The organism is Pseudogulbenkiania sp. NH8B, from assembly GCF_000283535.1.
GTDB classification, from domain to species: Bacteria; Pseudomonadota; Gammaproteobacteria; order Burkholderiales; family Chromobacteriaceae; genus Pseudogulbenkiania; species Pseudogulbenkiania ferrooxidans.
In genome coordinates, this window is sequence record NC_016002.1 from 1,863,574 (window position 1) to 1,880,231 (window position 16,658).

10 protein-coding genes and 1 tRNA gene are annotated in these 16,658 nt (G+C 66.8%); 6 read left to right on the forward strand and 5 right to left on the reverse strand.

Annotated elements, in window-relative coordinates:
- The 6 genes from NH8B_RS08655 to NH8B_RS08680 all read left to right on the forward strand — a co-directional run bounded on the left by NH8B_RS08655 (position 1) and on the right by NH8B_RS08680 (position 11,887).
- A complete protein-coding gene (locus NH8B_RS08655) occupies positions 1 to 360 on the forward strand; it encodes a GPW/gp25 family protein (RefSeq protein WP_014086944.1) in 360 nt (119 codons plus the stop codon).
- Entirely contained in the window at positions 357 to 2,786 is a 2,430-nt protein-coding gene (locus NH8B_RS08660) for a putative baseplate assembly protein (protein ID WP_014086945.1), read from the forward strand. Before NH8B_RS08655 ends, NH8B_RS08660 begins: the two co-directional genes overlap by 4 nt.
- A complete protein-coding gene (locus tag NH8B_RS08665) occupies positions 2,783 to 5,905 on the forward strand; it encodes a putative baseplate assembly protein (protein WP_014086946.1) in 3,123 nt (1,040 codons plus the stop codon). Before NH8B_RS08660 ends, NH8B_RS08665 begins: the two co-directional genes overlap by 4 nt.
- Positions 5,902 to 8,040 (forward strand): hypothetical protein, encoded by a 2,139-nt coding sequence (locus NH8B_RS08670; RefSeq protein WP_014086947.1) that lies wholly within the window; start codon positions 5,902 to 5,904, stop codon positions 8,038 to 8,040. The genes NH8B_RS08665 and NH8B_RS08670 overlap by 4 nt, the downstream gene beginning before the upstream one ends.
- Positions 8,041 to 8,072: 32 nt before the next feature.
- Positions 8,073 to 11,168 (forward strand): DUF6519 domain-containing protein, encoded by a 3,096-nt coding sequence (locus tag NH8B_RS08675; protein ID WP_014086948.1) that lies wholly within the window; start codon positions 8,073 to 8,075, stop codon positions 11,166 to 11,168.
- A 302-nt stretch (positions 11,169 to 11,470) separates the two neighbouring features.
- A complete protein-coding gene (locus NH8B_RS08680; RefSeq protein ID WP_014086949.1) occupies positions 11,471 to 11,887 on the forward strand; it encodes a cupin domain-containing protein in 417 nt (138 codons plus the stop codon).
- A 259-nt stretch (positions 11,888 to 12,146) separates the two neighbouring features.
- Here the strand turns inward: NH8B_RS08680 and NH8B_RS08685 are convergent.
- The 5 genes from NH8B_RS08685 to NH8B_RS08705 all read right to left on the reverse strand — a co-directional run bounded on the left by NH8B_RS08685 (position 12,147) and on the right by NH8B_RS08705 (position 16,621).
- Positions 12,147 to 12,236: transfer RNA gene (locus NH8B_RS08685), tRNA-Ser, on the reverse strand.
- A 53-nt stretch (positions 12,237 to 12,289) separates the two neighbouring features.
- Positions 12,290 to 13,951 carry a DNA repair protein RecN gene (gene recN / locus NH8B_RS08690; RefSeq protein ID WP_014086950.1) on the reverse strand — a complete coding sequence of 554 codons (1,662 nt, stop codon included), beginning with the start codon at positions 13,949 to 13,951 and terminating at the stop codon, positions 12,290 to 12,292.
- Between the two features lie 22 nt (positions 13,952 to 13,973).
- Positions 13,974 to 14,849 (reverse strand): NAD kinase, encoded by an 876-nt coding sequence (locus tag NH8B_RS08695; protein ID WP_008953993.1) that lies wholly within the window; start codon positions 14,847 to 14,849, stop codon positions 13,974 to 13,976.
- A gap of 37 nt (positions 14,850 to 14,886) precedes the next feature.
- Positions 14,887 to 15,540 carry a response regulator transcription factor gene (locus NH8B_RS08700; RefSeq protein WP_008953994.1) on the reverse strand — a complete coding sequence of 218 codons (654 nt, stop codon included), beginning with the start codon at positions 15,538 to 15,540 and terminating at the stop codon, positions 14,887 to 14,889.
- 106 nt (positions 15,541 to 15,646) lie between these two features.
- Entirely contained in the window at positions 15,647 to 16,621 is a 975-nt protein-coding gene (locus NH8B_RS08705) for a potassium channel family protein (RefSeq protein ID WP_008953995.1), read from the reverse strand.
- Positions 16,622 to 16,658: the final 37 nt, after the last annotated feature.

Consider the following 16,658-nt stretch of genomic DNA (forward strand, 5'->3'; position numbering starts at 1 on the left):
ATGGCACTGGCTTTTCCATTCGGCATCGATTCTCGCGGGCGCAGCCGCGAGGTGTATGACGATGCCCATATCCGCGACATGATCGAACAGGTGCTGTTCACGGTGCCGGGCGAGAGGGTCAACCGCCCGGACTTCGGCTGCGGCCTGCTGCAGCTCGCCTTCGCCCCCAACAACGACGCGCTGGCCGCCGCCGTGCAGATGACGGTGCAGGGTTCGCTGCAGCAATGGCTGGGCGAGTTGATCGAAGTGGAAGCGGTCCAGGTCGAGAGCCTGGACGCGCGTCTGAGCGTGACGGTGCAGTACATCGTGCGCCGTGATCGTGAGCGGCAGCTGGCCCGGTTCAGCAGGGGGCTGGCATGAAACGGCAATTCCGCACCGACAACCCGCGCCGCCTGCAGTTGCTGCGCGACCTCGATCCGCCGACCCTGAACGGCATCGACTACCTGGAAATCGCCAGCAAGAATCAGCTGACGCTGAAGGTGGTGTTTGTGCACCCGCTGGCGGGCCTGACCGTGGCCAACTGCCGGATCGAAGGCGGGGTGCGGGTACGCGACGTGCGCATCGTCGGGCTGAATGTGAACGGCAACGTGCTCGAGCTGAAGGTCGACCAGCCGGGAGATTTCTCCTGGTACCTGTTCAGCCTGGTGAATCCGGCCTCGCCGGACGATGTGCCGTCCGGGTTCGACCCGGTGCTGTCGAGCATCCGCTTCACTTTCAAGGCGCAATGCCCCTCGGAATTCGATTGTGCCGACGGGCATGTCTGTTCCCCACCGCTGCCGTCGGAACCGCTGCTGGATTATCTGGCCAAGGACTACGCCAGCTTCCGCAGACTGATGCTCGACCGCATGGGACAACTGATTCCCGGTTTCCATGAGCGCAACCCGGCCGATTTTTCGGTGGCGTTGGTGGAAATGCTCGCCCATGTCGGCGACCAGCTCAGCTACTACCAGGATGCCGTGGCGACGGAAGCCTATTTGGGAACCGCGCGTCGGCGCGTGTCGCTGCGTCGCCATGCCCGCCTGCTGGATTACCCCATCCATGACGGTTGCAACAGCCGCGTCTACCTGGCCCTGAGCGTCAAGGCCGGGGCCGATGGCCAGGAGCTGCCGGCGCGCAGCCCCATGCTCACCCGTGGCCAGGACCCCGCACCGGTGGTGCCGTCGTCGATTCTCGACACCCTGCCTGACGGCGACACCCAGGTGTTCGAAACCCTGCATGCGCTACGGCTACAGGCCGTGCACAGCGAGATGGCCATCCACAACTGGGGTGATCCGAATTTCTGCCTCGCCAAAGGGAGTACCGAGGCGGCGCTGGTCGACCAGCCCAAGCTGGCGTTGCAAAAGGGGATGGTGCTGATTCTGGAAGAGGTGCTGAGCCCCACCAGCGGACGGACTGCCGATGCCGATACCGGCCATCGTCATGCCGTACGCCTGGTGGCCGTGGAGCCCGGGCAAGATCCGCTGACCAACACCGCGCTGCAACTGGTGCGCTGGCACGAGGAGGACGCCTTGCCATTTGCGCTGTGCGTCAGCGCCGAGATCATCCAGGGTGGGGCCAGCGAGGTGCATCCGGTCGCCGTGGCGCGTGGCAACGTGGTGTTGGCCGACCATGGCCTGACGCGGGGCTGGGAAGCCTTGCTGCCGGAGCGGGTGCCCGGGCAGGGGCGCTACCGGCCGCGTCTGCGCGAACCCGGCCTGGCGTATGCCGAACCGTATGCCCACGACGAGGTACTCAAGGCCGGCTGGTCCGCGCAGCGCGCACTGCGTCAGGAGCCGCGCCAGGCCCTGCCTGCCGACATGGAACTGCGTGCCGGCGATGCCGCCCTGTATGGCACCCAGCCGCTGCCCGACGCCACCCCCTGGCGACCGCAGCGCGACCTGCTGGGCAGCGACCGCTTTGCCCAGGAGTTCGTGGTGGAGAACGAGGCAGACGGCACCGCCAGCCTGCGCTTCGGCGACGGCCGCTACGGCCAGCGCCCGGAAGCCGGTATGCGTCTGCTGGCCCGCTATCGTCAGGGCGGCGGGGTGTACGGCAATGTCGGGGCGGAAAGCATCACCCGCCTGGTGTGCGACGACGTCGCCATCGCGCCGTTCGTCGAGCGCGTGCGCAACCCGTTGCCGGCCGAGGGCGGGGCCGAGCCGGAAAGCGGCGATGCGATCAAGCTGTACGCCCCCGAGGCGTTCCGCACCCAGGAACGCGCGGTCACCGAGAGCGACTATGCCCGCGCCGCCGAACGTCACCCCCAGGTCCAGCGCGCCGCCGCGCGCCTGCGGTGGACCGGTAGCTGGTACACCATGTTCGTCAGCGTCGACCGCAAGGACGGACTGCCGCTGGACGAGGCGTTCCGGAACGACATGTTGCAGCACCTGGATCGCTTCCGTCTGGCCGGTTACGACCTCGACCTCAGCGAGCCGGTGTACGTGCCGCTGGATATCGAGCTGACGGTCTGCGTGCTGCCCGGCTACTTCGCTGCGGCGGTTAAGCTGGCGCTGCTCAAGCGCCTTGGCCGAGGCCAGGACGAGCAGGGCCGGCAAGGTTTCTTCCATCCCGATTTCTTCAGCTTCGGCGAGGGGCTGGCGCTGTCCCGGCTGATCGAAGCGGTGCAGGGGGTGGCCGGGGTGGCGTCGGTCGACGTGCCGCGCTTCCAGCGTTGGGGCAAGGCCGCCGGCAATGAGCGCGAGGAGGGCCTGATCGCGCTTGCACCGCTGGAGGTGCTGCGACTCGACAACGACCCCAATTTCCCCGAAAACGGGCGGCTGCGCTTGAACATGCGAGGTGGGCTATGAGCGACGGCGAACGGTGTGGCTGCTGCAGCGGGCTTGAAGCGCAGACCCCGGTGGACGAACTCAATCCCCCCGGGCAGCCGGAATTGCGCTACCGGGTCGGTACCCATGGACGATTTCGTGCCAGCCAGCTGACCCGGCTGAGCGCCCATCCCGTGCTGCAGGAACTGGGCACGCGTGCGGCCGATGATCCCGCCCTGGCGTTGCTGGACGCCTGGTCCGCGGTACTGGACGTGCTCAGCTTCTACCAGGAGCGCATCGTCAACGAGGGCTTCCTGCGCACCGCCACCGAACGGCGCTCGGTGCTGGAACTGGGGCGGGCCATCGGCTACGAGTTGCGGCCAGGCGTCGCCGCCTCCACCTTCCTCGCCTTTACCCTGGAAACCGCGCCCGGCGCCCCGGCCGAAGCGCGCATCGATGCCGGCTGCAAGACGCAGAGCGTGCCCGAGCAGGATCAGCAGGCGCAGGTGTTCGAAACGCTCGAGCCGCTGCAGGCGCGGGCGGCGTGGAATGCGCTGGAGGTGCTGAACCAAGAGGCAGTGCTGCCGTACTGGGGCGGACGGACGCTCTATCTGAAAGGGCAGAATACCGGCCTGCAACCGGGCGACGCCGTGCTGGTGGTGGGGGACGAGCGGCAGAACGATCCCGGTAACGAGAACTGGGATTTCCGCCGTGTTGTGCGCCTGCAGGTGGTGCCGCCCAGTGAGCCCAGCGCCGACGCCCTGGCGGGCTATACCGTGGTCACCCTCGACAAGCCGTTCGGCTCGGTCGTTCCGCATGTGGAGCCGGCCAAGACGAATCCGCGCTGCTACGCGCTGCGCACCAAGGCCGCGTTGTTCGGCCAGGCGGCCCCGGACTGGAAGGCCATGCCGCGCAGTCTGCGGGCCAGTTACCGCGGGTCGGATTCGCCGGAGTCGACCTCGATCGACCAGCATCCGCAATGGCCGGGGTTCACCCTGGCGGACATCTCCGACCCGCCCGACGGTCCCGCCAGCGGCACTGGCCTGTACGGCGAGTATTTCGAGGGCAAGGGGTTCGCCAGCCGCAAGCTGAGCCGTACCGATGCCACCATCGATTTCAACTGGGGAACGGGCAGCCCCGACCCGGCCATCACCAGCGATACCTTTTCGGCGCGCTGGACCGGCTGGCTGCAGATTCCCGCCAGCGGCAGCTACACCTTTTACGTCACCGCCGATGACGGCGTCAGGCTCTGGGTGGATGGCCACCTGCTGGTGGATCAGTGGAACGACCACGCTGCCACCGAGTACAGCGCCACGCTCGGCGACCTTGAGGGCGGGCGCAAGGCCGACATCCGCCTGGAGTTTTACGAGAACACCGGCGCGGCCGTGGTCGCCCTGCGCTGGTCCGGCCCTGGCATTGCCAAGCAGATCGTTCCGCAGACCCGCCTCTATCCGCGCGACGTGCATACGGTGCATCTGGACGCCAGCTACCCCAGACTGGTGAGCGGCAGCTGGCTGGTGCTGGCGATTCCCGAGTACCAGGAGCTTTATCAGGTGCTGGATAACCGCGAGGATGCCCGTAGCGCCTTCACCCTGAGCGGCAAGAGCACTCGTCTGAGCCTGCGCGGCGAACGCCTGCGCGAGCTGTTCAACGAACGCCTGCGCGATACCAGCGTGTTCGGCGAAGCGGTGGCGTTGCCCTGGGCGACGCGGCCCATCTCCGGCTTCATCGAGGGCCATCTGGTCACCCTGGCCACGCTGCAGCCCGAACTCGAAGCCGGGCGCTGGCTGGCCTTTGCCGGCCACACCCTGAGCGACTGGAACGGCAATGCCCGTGCGCGCCAGCGCCTGCTGGACGGTGCCGCGTTGGCGGCGCTGGAGCTGGCGCAGGATGGCGTCAGCGCCACGCTCAGCTTTGCCGACGGAGAACGCTGTGCCGTGCGCCTGGCCGCGGTGTCGGAAGTGCGGTGCCTGCGCCGCAATGACATGATCGCCGGCCGCTCGCGGCTTGAGCTGGAGGCCGACCTGCAGCATGGCTATCTACCGCTGACCTTGCGCATCAATGCCAATGTCGTTCCGGCCAGCCATGGCGATAGCAAGCAGATGGCGATCCAGCCCGAGATTCTCGGCAGCGGCGACGGCAGCAGCGCCTTCCAGCGCTTCACCTTGCGCCAGAAGCCGCTGACCTACATTAGCGCGCCGACCCCGAGCGGTATCGCCAGCAGCCTGGAGGTGCGGGTGGACGGTGTGCGCTGGCGCGAGGCGCCGCGCATCGGTGAGCTGCTGCGGGACGATCGCGCCTATCTGGTGCGGCACGGCGACGACGGCAGCGTGACCCTGCAGTTTGGCGATGGCGCTCACGGCAGCCGTCTGCCCAGCGGACAGATGAACGTGGCGGCGCGTTACCGCGTCGGCATCGGCGTCGCCGGCAATCTCAAGGCAGGACAGATCAGCCTGCTGCTCAACCGTCCGCCGGGCGTCAAGGCCGTGATCAACCCGGCGCCCGCCAGCGGCGGCACCGATCCGGAGAGCGGCGAGCGCGCCCGGCGCAACGCGCCGCTGACGGTGCTGACGCTCGAACGCATCGTGTCGTTGCGCGACTTCGAGGACTTTGCCGCCGCCTTCGCCGGCATCGGCAAGGCCCAGGCCGTCTGGCTCTGGAATGGCGAGCAGCGGCTGGTGCATCTGACGGTGATCGGCAGCGACGGCGCGGACATCGCTCCGGATTCGGCGCTGTATCGCCATCTGGCCGATGCGATTGACGCCGTGCGCCCGGCCTACCAGCCGCTGCGTCTGGAGCCGGGGGTGATGCTGCGCTTCGGTCTCAGTGCCAAGCTGCGCCTCGCTCCGGATCAGGACAGCGCGCGCGTGCTGGCGGCGGTGCGGGCGGCGCTGGGCGATGCCTTCGGTTTCGCCGCCCGCGGTTACGGCCAGTCGCTCAGCGGCAGCGAGGTCATCGCGACGATGCAGCGGGTGACGGGGGTGGAGCGGGTCGATCTGGACAGCCTGCGGCGGCACGACGGCAGCGACAGCGTGAGCGTGGCCGGCCCGGACGGCCGCCTGGAGGCGCGTGGCGCACGCTGGCAGGACGGGCAGATACGGCCGGCGCAACTGCTGTTGGTCGATCTGGACGACGTCATTCTCACGGAGCTGAGCGCATGAGCATCGATGCCGAATTTCTCCTGTCGCGCCTGCCGGCCTTTTATCGCGAGCGTGACGCCGAGCAGGGCGGACCGTTGCGCGCCTTGCTGGACATCATCGCGGAGCAGGGCAACCTGCTTGAACAGGACATCGCGACCCTGTACGACAACTGGTTCATCGAGACCTGCGACGACTGGCTGATCCCCTACATCGGCGACCTGCTCGGCGTGCGGGGGCTGTACGCGGTGGGGGGGACCCAGTCCTTCGGCCAACGTGGGTTGGTGGCCAACACCCTGCGCCTGCGCCGGCGCAAGGGAACCGTGCCGGTGCTGGAGCAACTGGCCTTCGACTGCACCGGCTGGCGCGCGCGCGCGGTGGAGTTCTTCGAGCTGCTGGGCACGACCCAGTATCTCAACCATCGCCGCCTGCACAATCAGCGCACGCCGAACATCCGCGATGCCATCGCCATGGAGCGTGTGGACGGGCCGTTCGACCGCAGTGCCCACAGCGCCGAGGTCAGGCCGCTATCGGGCGGCCGCTACAACATTCCCAACGTCGGCCTTTACCTCTGGCGCTTGCAGGCCTACGCCTTGCAGCGGGCCACCGCGCGCGTGGCCGGCGGCGAGGCCGGGCGTTACTACTTCGATGCCCTGGGGCGCAGCGTAGCGGACGATGCCGGCACCGCCGACGGCGTGCTCTACAACCGGCCCCGCACCGAAAGCGAGATCACCCAGCTGGCGCAGCCGATCCACGTGCCGGAGCCGCTGTCACGCCGCGTGCTGCACGCCGAGCTGACCGCACTGCGCCAGGCCATCGCCGATGGTGAAACGCCGTCGCCGCGCTACTTTGCCGAGGACGAGGGGGGGCCGGTCCTGCGGATCTGGCTGGACGGCAGCGAAGTGCCGCCCGAGCATCTGGTGGTGTGCAACCTGGCCTTGCTGGCCAAGGTCAATCCCGGCGACCCGGACGACTGGCGCCGCCCGCCAGTGCAACTGGCCGTGGTGCCCCGTGGCGGCGGCCCCGCGCGCGCGTTTCCCGATGCGCCGGGGCGCTACCTGGTCGGTTTCGACCCGGTGCTCGGGCGTATCGCGCTGCCCGCCGGCAAGACCGTCGGCACGGTCGAGGTGGCTTACGCCTACGGTTTCCCGGGAGATGTCGGCGGCGGCCCCTACGACCGGCGGCCGCTGCGCCGCGAGGACGATGAAAGCGAGGGTCTGCTGGACCCGTCCGAGTTCGAGGTGGTCTGGCGCGTGCCGGGCGATCATCCCAGCCTGGCCGCGGCGCTCGCCGCGCTCGCGCCCGGCAGCCGCACGCTGATCCGTCTGCTGGGGGACGCCAGTGAAAGCCTGACGCCGGTGCTGAACCTGCCGGATACTCACCTCGCCATCGAGGCCGAGAACCGGCATCGCCCGGTGCTGCTGGGCGACTGGAGCCTGCAAGGCAACGCCAGCACCCGCCTGACCTTGTCAGGCCTGTTGCTCGACGGCGCCTTGACGCTGTCCGGTCCGCTCGCCGTCGTGGCGCTGCGTCATTGCAGCCTGAGTCCCGACAAGGGGGGCATGCGTCATGCCGGTAGTGGCAGCGGCCTGCTCATCCGGCTGAGCCATTGCCTGTGCGGCGCGCTGCAGGTCAGCCAGGCCATTGCCGGCGTCAGCGCGCGTTATAGCGTGTTCGACAACGGCGATGCGCTGGTTTTCGACCTCCCCGATACCCTGCTCGAGCTGGAACGGTGCACCGTGCTGGGCAGCACCAAGGCGGGGGGGCTGACCGCAAGCAACAGCCTGTTCAGCCAACCTCTGGCCATCGTGCGCAAGCAACAAGGCTGCGTGCGCTTCTGCTACGTCCCCCCGGGGTCGCAGACGCCGCGGCGCTACCGCTGCCAGCCTGACCTGGTGATCCAGGGGCTGAGCCCGGCGCTGGCGCAGCAGGAAAGCGTGCGCGTCACGCCGGCCTTCACCTCGACCCGCTTCGGCCACCCGGCCTACGTCCAGCTGCGCCTGAGCACCGCCCCGGAAATCCGCAAGGGCGCGGAAGACGGCGCCGAGATGGGCGTGTGGAACCTGCTCCAGCAGCCGCAGCGCGAGGCCAATCTGCACCAGGCGCTGGACGAGTACCTGCGCTTTGGTCTGGAGGCCGGAATTATCTATGTCAATTGAGTCGCACCCTCTAACCAACCAGGACGACGACCATGAAAGCCGATCTCACGCGCTCGACCGACCGACCGGATAAGCATTACCGCAGCGTCCGCATGCAGCAGGGGCGGGTGCAGCTGGATGCCGACTGGAACGAACAGCAGGACATCCTGAACCGGCGCATCGAACTGGAAACCGTGGACGTCATCGGCCACACCGGCGCGCCCCTTGCCGCTCCCGGTTTCAAGCTCTCCGGCAACGGCCAGAACATCGACATCAGCGCCGGTCACTTCTATGTGGAAGGCCTGCTGTGTGACAACCCGGCGCCCGCCTCGCTGATCGCGCAGCCGTCGCTGAAGAACACGGTCTCGCCGATCCTGCCGGCCGGTTTCACGCAGTTGCCGCTGCCGCCGGCGACTGCGGCTCCGCTTGCCGGGATCATGCTGTACGACGGCAGCGGCAACGCGGTAACGCCGCCGGACGGCATCTACCTGGGCTACCTGGAGGCCTGGCTGCGCCATGTCACCGCGCTGGAAGACCCGCTGATCCGCGAGGTGGCGCTGGGCGGGCCCGACAGCGCCACGCGTGACCAGCTGATCTGGCAGGTGAAATTGATGCGGGTGGCCGACCCCGGCACCGATATCGCGTGCAACAGCGCCTTCGCCGCCTGGGATGCCCTGGCCGCCGCCCCGGACGGCAAGATGGGCGCCCGTGCCGAGCCGAGCAAACAGCCGAAAGACCCCTGCCTGCTTGCCCCGGAAGCGGGCTTCCGCCGCCTCGAGAATCTGCTCTACCGCGTGGAAATCCACGAGGATGGCAGCGCCGGCGGCAAGCTGCGCTACAAGTGGTCACGCGACAACGGCAGCATCGTCAGCCGGGTGGTGCGCTGGCTTAACGACCCGGCGGCCGATGAGTTCGAGGTGGCCAGCATTGGCCGGGATGCCTATCTCTCGATCACGGCAGGCTGCTGGCTGGAATTTTTCGATGACACCCATGAGCTGCTCGGCCGCGCCGGCACGCTGGTGAAGGTGCTGAAGACCGAGGGCAACGTGGTCACCCTCGACCTGTCCAGCGCCACCGGGCCGCTCGACAAGGCCCTGTTTGGCGACAATCCGCGCGTGCGCCGCTGGGACGGCTGGGACGACATGGCGCCGCTCGCCGCCAACAGCCCCTATGACACCGGCTGGGTCGAGCTGGAGGATGGCGTCGAGATTAAGTTTCTCACCGGCAACTACCGGGTCGGCGACTACTGGACCATGCCCGCGCGCACCGCCACCGCCGACATCGAGTGGCCGCAGGCGAGCGGCAAGTCGCAGTTCCGCGCGCCCGAGGGCACGCTGCGCGCCTTCGCCCGGCTCGCCCTGCTGAGCTGCCAGGGCGGCAACTGGACCACCTTGTCGGACTGCCGCCCGTTGTTCCCGGCGCTCACCGAGCTGACCAACCTCTACTACGTCGGAGGCGATGGCCAGGAGGCCAAGCCCAATCCGATCGCCCCGCAGAACGTCAAGCTGGATCATCCGTTGGAAGTCGCGGTGTTCAACGGCGAGTTCCCGGTGGCCGGGGTGCCGGTGCGCTTTACCGCCGGCAGCGGCTCGCTGAACGGGGCCGGCCTGTCGGTCACGGTGAACACGCAGGGTAACGGCGTCGCGGCGGTCGAGTGGAGCTTGGCGCCTACCGGCGTCAGCCAGAGCTGCAAGGCGGAACTGCTGCAAGCCGGCCAGCCGGCCGTGGGCAAGTACAACCAGATCGATTTTGGCGCCCGCCTGTCACTGGCGTCTCAAGTGGCCTACGACCCCAGCCAATGCCCGGATCTCCAGGCCCAGGGCATCAGCGACGTCCAGGGCGCCATCGACGCACTGTGCCAGAAGAGCCATGGCGGAGGCTGCTGCATCGGCGTCGGCAAGGGAGGGGAGTTCGCCACTCTGGACGAGGCCCTCAAGAAGCTGATCGGCAGCGACCAAAAGGATCTCTGCCTGTGCCTGCTGCCGGGGGAGCACCAGCTGGAGGGCGACATCGAGCTGGGCGGCAAGGGAGTGAATCTCTTCATCCACGGCGCCGGTCCGGCCAGCCGCCTGATCCTGCGCGACCAGGCGCTGCAACTGTTCGACTTCGCCTCGCTCACCCTGCAGGATTTCGACCTCATCGCCTTGACGGCCAACCCCTCGCTATCCTTCGCCGGTTGCGCGGAGCTGCGCATCCAGCGCATGCACCTGTCGGGCCTGACCGAGCCCGGCAACAGCCTGGTGCGTGTCGAGGGAGCGCAGCGTATCGATCTGGGTGGATGCGTCATCAATGCCTACCAGCCCGCCTCCGTGCAGCGAGCCCGCGCGCTGATCGACCACCTGGCCGCGCTCGCTCCCATGGTCGCCGCGCTGGAAACGGGCAAGGGCGAGCTGTTTGCGTCGGTGCCGCTGACGTTGGCCGAAGCTTTCGCCAACTGGAGCGGGGCGGAGCGTGAAGCGTTCGGCCAACAGGTGGATACGCTGCTGCGCTCCACCGCGCTGCCGCTCGCCAACGGCGAATCCGAGGCTCTGCTGGCTCTGCGGGCCGATATCGTCGCGGGTGCCGACGCACGCCGGCTGGTGTCGGGGCTGAACCGCCTGCGCGGCGAATGGTTGCTCAACCCCTCCGGCTGCGCCCTGACGCTGGCCGACGCCGAGGCGGACACCCTGCTGGCCGACAACCATATCAACGGCCGTGTAACCTTGTATGGCGACGCCACCAAGGAAGAGCGGCTGAACCAGGACATCATGGAAAAACTCGGCCAGGGTTTTAGTCAGGGTAAGATTCGGTGGCTACGCGGTCGGGGCGAACTGCGCCTGCGCAACAACCGCCTGCGCGAGCTGCGCCTGGGTGACGCCATGCTGCAGCGTCTGCAGGAACTGGCTCTGGACGGCGGCACGCTGGCGGACGTCTATCGCAGCCTGGTTGCCGACACCAATGTCCTGGCCGGGCTGGAAAGCGAATTATTGGGGTTCGATCTGGCGCTGGGCCAGAACGTGCTCGATCCGGGCGGCTCGGACGTCGGAATCGCCATTGCTAGCCAGGGCAAGTACCTCGGGAATTTCGCGCACAACGATTTCCGTCTCTTCACACTGGGACATGTCCCCGAAAAATTTGGCAATGGCGGGCTGAATATCGTCCAGATCTAGGCCGGCGGCATCGCGCCGCCCGTCTGGCCTGTGCTGGGTCCCGACGCGGCGGCCGCGTGCGGCTTGCATGCGCCCTGATCCTGTCCGCGCCTTTCCCCTTGGCTGCCCCGATGTCCCTGCCGTCTTGCCCGCATGTCACTCGGGGTGGCGAAGGTCTATCGTGATGAGTGCCGGTGGTGCAATAAAGCCCACGGGTCTTGGCCGCAGGATGGTGTGCAGACGAATGCGTCATTAGGCATGGCCGTCTCTGGGTGGCCGCTACCAACGGTGCGGATAGGCTATGCCACAAACGGAGGGCGGGTATGAGTAGGGAAAAACACCAGGTGCAGGCGCTGCGCCCCGAGCAAGAGGTCATGACGCGCCAGCGTTTGCCCTATTTCGTCGGCATTTCGGGGCAAACCGTCGGGGCGGAAGGGCTCTCCATGCATCTGGTGGTCATCCCACCCGGCGCCCGCGCCGAGCCGCACGTCCACATCGGCTACGAAACGGGCATTTACGTTCTCGAAGGACGCGTCCTTACCCGCTGGGGGGAGCGGCTTGAACACGAAGTGGTGAGCGAGGCAGGGGAGTTCCTGTTCATCCCACCCGGTGTTCCGCATGAGGCCATCAATCTCAGCACGACTGACGTTGCCCGGGCCGTCGTCGCCCGGAACGATCCGGCGGAACAAGACAAGGTGCAGCCCTATCACGCTCCGCCAAGTGAAAAGCCGGCCGTCTAGGTTGGCTGCCCCCTGCCTGGAGCATCCGATTCCGCTTTCATGCTTTCTGGCCAGGGTGAACGGGGCGAGGCGTCTTGTCCGGAACGGCAATCGCGTATTTTCGGGTCGGCGGGAGGTGCGGGAAGGTTGGCTCGCCTGGGGCAACGTGGGGCAGGCTGGACAAACTTCGCCGCGAGCGACAGGAAAAGCAAAACCCGCCTGTAACCCGTGCCAGTTCTCAGTTCAGGACTGGTTGGCTCGGATCAAGACGGGTTGAATCTGGCGGAAGCGGTGAGATTCGAACTCACGGAAGGCTCACACCTTCGGCGGTTTTCAAGACCGCTGCCTTAAACCACTCGGCCACGCTTCCGTATTGGAATGAGCTCGGAATATTACCGTCAGTTTGCGTTTTTGGCTAGGGCCTCAGGTGTTGAGCGCGAGCATTTCGGCGGCGTGCTGGCGGGTGGTGTCGGTGATGTCGACGCCGCCCAGCATGCGGGCGATTTCCATGATGCGTTCTTCGGCGTCGAGCGGGCGAATCTGGCTGAGGACCTTGCCCTGGCGCTCCGCCTTGCTGACCTGCCAGTGCGTGGCGGCGCACGACGCGACTTGGGGCAGGTGGGTGATGCACAGCACCTGGTAGCGTTCGCCCAGCTGGCGCAGCAGCTTGCCGATGACCTCGGCGACGCGGCCGCCGATGCCGACGTCCACTTCGTCGAAGATCAGCGTCGGCACGCTGGCGACCTGGCTGATCACCACCTGCATGGCCAGACTGATGCGTGACAGCTCGCCGCCGGAGGCGACCTTGGCCAGCGAGCGCAGGCTGGTGCCGGCGTTGGCGGCGACCAGGTATTCGACCGATTCCAGGCCGTAGGCGGTGGGGTCGCCCAGTGGCGCGAGTTCGATGGCGAAACGGGCGCCGCCCATCGCCAGATTCTGCATTTCACCCGAAATGCGCTCGGACAGTTCCGCCGCGGCCTGGCGGCGCTTGCCGGACAGCGCTTCGGCCAAGGTGCGGTAGCGGGCCAGGCAGCTCGATTCGGCGACGGCGAGCGCCTCGATATCGGTCGACGCCTCCAGTTCGGCCAGCTGGCGCTGCCAGTCGGCCAGCTTTTCCGGCAGATCCTGCGGCTGCACCCGGTACTTGCGGGCGGCGCTCATCAGGGTATCGATGCGGCGCTCCATGTCGGCGAGCTGGGCCGGGTCTTCGTCGATGCTGGAGGCGTAATCGCGCAGGCCATAGACCACCTCGCGCAGCTCCGCGTCGACCGAGTCGAGCAGCGACAGGCTGTCGGTGAGGCGAGGGTCGAGATGAGACAGCTTGCTCAACCGGCTCTGCACCTGGGCCAGCACGGACAGGCAGTTGCCGTCCATCTCGGAGAGCGCGTCCACCGCCAGCTGGGCGCTTTGCGCCAGTTCGGCCGCGTTGGCGAAGCGCGAGTGCGCTTGGTTCAACGCGGTCCATTCGTCGGGCTGGAGCTGGAGTTCACTCAGCTCGTTGATCTGCCAGGAAAGACGCTCGCGCTCGACTTCGAATTCGCGCGACTTCTTTTCGGCCTCTTCACGGGCGCGGCGCGCCTTGTGCAGCGCCTGCCAGGCTTCTTCCACGTCGCGCGCCAGCGCCAGCGAGCCGGCGTAGGCGTCGAGCAGGTGGCGTTGGGTTTCCGGCCGGGTCAGCGACTGGTGGGCGTGCTGGCCGTGGATGTCGACCAGAAAGTCTCCGACCTGTTTGAGCTGAGCCAGCGTTGCCGGCTGGCCGTTGATGAAGCCCTTGGAGCGGCCGCTGCGATCGACCAGGCGGCGCAGCAGCAGCTCGTCCTCGTCCGAGTCCAGCGCGTTGTCGTGCAGCCAGGCGCGCAGCTCTGGCAGATAGGTCAGCGCGAACTGGGCGGAGATTTCGGCCCGGTCGGTGCCTTCCCGTACCATGGTGCCGTCGGCCCGGTCGCCCAGCAGCAGGCCGAGCGCGTCGAGGATGATGGATTTGCCGGCGCCGGTTTCCCCGGTCAGTACGGTGAAGCCGTCGGAAAAGTCCAGCGCCAGCTGGTCGACGATGACGAAATCTTTGACGTTGAGCGTGAGCAGCATAGATAGGCGAGTTTGGTCAGGGTCAGAGCAGGCGTTCGCCCCAGTGCAGCTTGTGCCGGAGCATGTCGTAGTAGTTGTAGCCGAGCGGGTGCAGGATGCGCAGGTGGTTGCGGTGGCGGCGGATCAGCACGCGGTCCATTTCCATCAGGTCGCAGTGCGACTGGCCATCGAAGTGCACGCGCGCATCCAACCCGCGCGTCAGCATGAATTCGACCTCGCACGAGTCGTTGACCGCGATCGGCCGGTTGCTCAGCGACTGCGGGCAGATCGGCACCAGTGCGATGGCCTGCAGCGTCGGGTGCAGGATCGGGCCGCCGGAGGCCAGCGAATAGGCGGTGGAGCCGGTCGGCGTGGAGACGATCAGGCCGTCCGAGCGTTGGCTGTAGACGAACTGGTTGTCGACGAAGATCTCGAACTCGATCATCGAGCCCACCGCGCCGCGGCTGAAGACTACGTCGTTGAAGGCCAGCGCGTTCATCACCTCGGCGTCTTCTCGCATTACCGTGGCCTGCAGCAGGATGCGGTCTTCCGGGACGAACTGGCCGGCGAGGATGGCGTCCACCGAGCTCAGCATCTCGTGCAGCGGGATGTCGGTCATGAAGCCCAGCCGGCCCTGGTTGATCCCGACCATCGGCACGCGGTAGGGGGCGAGCAGGCGGGCGATGGACAGCATGGTGCCGTCGCCGCCCAATACGATGACGATGTCGGCGAGCTTGCCCAGATCGAGCCGGTCGATCAGGGTATAGGGCCCCGCTTCTGCGGGCGTGACGCTGTCGCGGTCGATCAGCACCGACACGCCCGAGGCCGCCAGATGGTCGGCCAGTTGCCGCAGCGAGGCGACAATGGAGGATTTGCTGTGGCGGGCCACCAGGCCCACATTCTTGAAGAGACGATCCATGGCGTTATTTTACCGGGCTATGGCCGGTCGTTCTCGTTTATTCGTGGCTGGAGCGCTTCATGCCGGTGGTTTCCAGCGCCTTGAGATAAAAGCGTATCAGATCGGCCAGCGAATCGACGCCCAGTTTGCTGAACAGGTTGGCGCGATGGGCTTCGACGGTGCGTGGCGAGAGCTCCATGGCGCGGGCGATTTCCTTGCTGGACAGGCCGTCGGCCACCATCTCCAGCACCTCGCGTTCGCGTCCGCTGATGCGTGACAGCCGCTGCATCACTTCCAGCGTCTCGGTTTCGTGCTTGTGCTGCTGAATACTGAGGCGAATGCCGCGGCGCAGGCTGTCGATCAGACGGCTGGTGTCGATCGGCTTGGTCAGGAAATCGATGGCGCCGGCGCGGAAGGCGCGGCTGCATTGCTCGATATCGCCATGGCCGGTGATGAAGACGATGGGGATGGTGATCTCGCGCTGGATCAGCAGTTCTTGCAGCGCCATACCGCTCATCTGCGGCATGCGGATGTCGAGGATCATGCAGCCGATATCGCCTTCGCGGTAGTCGCGGACAAATTCCTGCGCGTTGGCAAAAGTGACCGCGCGCATCCCCTGCGCCATGATTAGCATGGCCAGCGACTCCCTGACGGCGGGATCATCGTCCACGATGAACACGCTGGGGGTCATGGTGTTGGTGCTACTGTCCATTCCGGGCTGTTTCCGATTGTTGTTGTGCCTTGGCTTGGTGTTTTACCACGAATCGGGGGGGATTCGGTTGATTTGCGGTCGGGCCGACGGCGGGCGACCCGTAGGGTCAGGCAGGATGGTGGTAGTTGATGATGGCCATGACCGAGCTGCCGGACTTGAGGGTGGTTTCGGGCGAGGGGTTGAATTCCACTTCGCCACCGGGGTGCTCCAGGGCGATCACCATCACGTTCTGGGGCTGGGTCGGCTCGAATTCCCCCAGCCGCCGGCCGTCGCTTTCCGGGCCGACGCTGAACAGCCGGGCATGAAAGGCCTTGGGGAAGCGCTGCTGCAATTGCTCGAACAGGTGCAGCGTTTCCGGCCGGGCCACCATGTTGGCCATGTTGACGCCCCCTAGGTGCGACGGGATCACCACCCGGTCCGCGCCGACGGTGAGCAGTTTGCGGCGTGAGGTTTCGGTTTCGGCCTTGGATACCGCCTTGATGGAGGGGTTGAGGTTTTTCGCCGTCACCACGACAAAGGCGTTCTCGGCGTCGGACGTCAGGCAGGTGACCAGGGCGCGTGCCTTGGCCACGCCCGCGGCGACCAGGTGTTCGTCCGCCGTGGCGTCGCCGACGATATAGGGCACGTCGCGGCTGTCGAGCTGCTGGGCCAGTGCTTCGTTCTTTTCGATGACGACCACGTCGTGGCCGGCGCTGATCAACTCTTCCAGCGTGTAGAGGCCGGTGCGGCTGAGGCCGCAAATGATGATGTGCTGATCGAGGCGTGCGATGCGTTTTTCCATTTTCCGGCGCTTGAGCAAGAGGGGCAGGTCACCCTGGAACAGCATCAGGGTGAGCGACGAGATGCCGTAGCCCAGCACCCCGGTGCCGAACACGATCAGGCTGATGGTGAACAACCGGCCGCCGTCGGTGAGCGGGTGGGTTTCGCCATAGCCGATGGTGGCCAGCGTGATGACGGTCATGTAAATGCTGTCGAAGAGCGACCAACCTTCGATCAGCATGTAGCCGGCTGTCCCGGTGCACACGGTCGCCAGGATCAGGCCGGACAAAAACAGCAGTTTACGGGTGAAGCTGGATTCCATGACTACCTGTTGAGGACGGAGCGGGTGGGCTGGCGGC

Excerpts from the sequence above, each read along its gene's own strand:
- NH8B_RS08700 (WP_008953994.1), bottom strand. The coding sequence starts at position 15,540 with ATGGACAGTAGCACCAACACCATGACCCCCAGCGTGTTCATCGTGGAC.
- NH8B_RS08680 (WP_014086949.1), top strand. The coding sequence starts at position 11,471 with ATGAGTAGGGAAAAACACCAGGTGCAGGCGCTGCGCCCCGAGCAAGAG.
- NH8B_RS08670 (WP_014086947.1), top strand. The coding sequence starts at position 5,902 with ATGAGCATCGATGCCGAATTTCTCCTGTCGCGCCTGCCGGCCTTTTAT.
- NH8B_RS08665 (WP_014086946.1), top strand. The coding sequence starts at position 2,783 with ATGAGCGACGGCGAACGGTGTGGCTGCTGCAGCGGGCTTGAAGCGCAG.
- NH8B_RS08705 (WP_008953995.1), bottom strand. The coding sequence starts at position 16,621 with ATGGAATCCAGCTTCACCCGTAAACTGCTGTTTTTGTCCGGCCTGATC.
- NH8B_RS08675 (WP_014086948.1), top strand. The coding sequence starts at position 8,073 with ATGAAAGCCGATCTCACGCGCTCGACCGACCGACCGGATAAGCATTAC.
- NH8B_RS08660 (WP_014086945.1), top strand. The coding sequence starts at position 357 with ATGAAACGGCAATTCCGCACCGACAACCCGCGCCGCCTGCAGTTGCTG.
- recN (WP_014086950.1), bottom strand. The coding sequence starts at position 13,951 with ATGCTGCTCACGCTCAACGTCAAAGATTTCGTCATCGTCGACCAGCTG.
- NH8B_RS08695 (WP_008953993.1), bottom strand. The coding sequence starts at position 14,849 with ATGGATCGTCTCTTCAAGAATGTGGGCCTGGTGGCCCGCCACAGCAAA.
- NH8B_RS08655 (WP_014086944.1), top strand. The coding sequence starts at position 1 with ATGGCACTGGCTTTTCCATTCGGCATCGATTCTCGCGGGCGCAGCCGC.